The following is a 2,040-nucleotide window of genomic DNA, read 5'->3' on the forward strand; positions in this document are numbered from 1 at the left end:
GTTAAGTCATCAAATTGATCACGTTTGGCATCTTTACTAAAGCAGCCACAATCTAACCTTACCAATTAATCCTCTGAATTCTCTTTTATGGGCTTTTCTGCTTGTTTTGTTGCTTTTGTTTTTCTTTTTCGGCTGGCTTTTTTCTTGGGTCTTTTAAATTGACCATAGTCGATAAGTTCGCCCGTTTCGTCATCAATTACGCCCCACTCTTGGCTATTATCTAAAATGGCCTTTTGTACCTCGGGTGGGTAATCCGATAGGGTGGTTTCTTTTGGTAAAGGTTTACCGGGTTTACCCGCTTGCCTGATCACTTTTGGCCAACGAGGTTGCCAGCATAGGCATTCCGAAATAAAGTAACCCATAGTATAAAATGGCAATAAGATTAAAAAGACGGGGATTAACATTAAAATCATGATCACACTGGGGTTATTTTTTGCCAGATGGATCATGGGGCTAATATGTCCCTCAACACCGTGAAAGGGCATGGGTAAGTGGGTACTTAGGCGTGGTTTAGGCAGGTTTTTCGGACCGTCTTCCATATAACGGCGGATAAATTCCCACTCGTCTTTATAATCTTGAGGATTATAAGTGTTTTTGCCTACGCCCACGGACTGTGCAACGGGAAAGCCAGTTTTATAAGGGTGAAAGGAGAACACATTAACTAAGTTAGTACCACCCATATCCGAGCCAGTCTCGCCAAAATTAGAGGGCATAATATGTTCCCATTTAAACACCGCAATGCCGCCACAATATTTAGGGCGTTGTATATACACTTGCCGTGTTACCCGATTAAACCGTACCCGAATATGGCGAAGCGTGAATAACTCTAAGCGACAGATATAACGGAAGTAGCGGATGCATAAATAAGCAGAGACTAAAAAAATGATTGCAAAAAATACCATTGCAAATATTCCGGAACCAATTTTATAATTATCCCATTCATTATTGTATAATTTTAAAGCCACTTTAAGTGCGAAATAACCTCCTGATGCTGTAATAAAAAATATAGCTAAACTAATCCAAGTAATAATCCCCCGAAAATTTTCAAACATACCCCCTCGTATCTCTAAATAGCGATCATTATAGGCATAATAAGGCCCTATCGGGCGTGGATTATGACTGACCGACTCTTTAGTATAATCTTTGGTGACTTCGCTTAAATTCATATCACCGCTAAAATAGCCCATTTTCAATTTTTTACGGGTTGCGGTTTTAATAGCACTACTTAACCAAAATAAATATTCACCAATATACATTAAAATGTCCCCTGAATTGCTTGATGAAACTCACTTAGCTCCTCGGTTAAGTCATCAAATTGATCACGTTTGGGATCTTTGCTAAAGCAGCCACAATCTAACCTTACCAATTAATCCTCTGAATTCTCTTTTATGGGCTTTTCTGCTTGTTTTGTTGCTTTTGTTTTTCTTTTTCGGCTGGCTTTTTTCTTGGGTCTTTTAAATTGACCATAGTCGATAAGTTCGCCCGTTTCGTCATCAATTACGCCCCACTCTTGGCTACTATCTAAAATGGCCTTTTGTACCTCGGGTGGGTAATCCGATAGGGTGGTTTCTTTTGGTAAAGGTTTACCGGGTTTACCCGCTTGCCTGATCACTTTTGGCCAACGAGGTTGCCAGCATAGGCATTCCGAAATAAAGTAACCCATAGTATAAAATGGCAATAAGATTAAAAAGACGGGGATTAACATTAAAATCATGATCACACTGGGGTTATTTTTTGCCAGATGGATCATGGGGCTAATATGTCCCTCAACACCGTGAAAGGGCATGGGTAAGTGGGTACTTAGGCGTGGTTTAGGCAGGTTTTGGGGACCGTCTTCCATATAACGGCGGATAAATTCCCACTCGTCTTTATAATCTTGAGGATTATAAGTGTTTTTGCCTACGCCCACGGACTGTGCAACGGGAAAGCCAGTTTTATAAGGGTGAAAGGAGAACACATTAACTAAGTTAGTACCACCCATATCCGAGCCAGTCTCGCCAAAATTAGAGGGCATAATATGTTCCCATTTAAACACCGCAA

2 protein-coding genes are annotated in these 2,040 nt (G+C 40.5%); both read right to left on the reverse strand.

Annotated elements, in window-relative coordinates; translation table 11 throughout:
- Nucleotides 1-65 precede the first annotated feature (65 nt).
- Nucleotides 66-1,256, reverse strand: a complete 1,191-nt coding sequence (locus A9G24_RS05915; RefSeq protein WP_065638208.1) for a DUF6708 domain-containing protein — start codon at nucleotides 1,254-1,256, stop codon at nucleotides 66-68.
- A 110-nt stretch (nucleotides 1,257-1,366) separates the two neighbouring features.
- Nucleotides 1,367-2,040: DUF6708 domain-containing protein (locus tag A9G24_RS05920; protein ID WP_218056234.1), on the reverse strand; the 674-nt coding region annotated here is incomplete at its 5' end.

Origin of the sequence: Gilliamella sp. App6-5, from assembly GCF_001690525.1 — a bacterium.
GTDB lineage: Bacteria > Pseudomonadota > Gammaproteobacteria > Enterobacterales > Orbaceae > Gilliamella > Gilliamella apicola_H.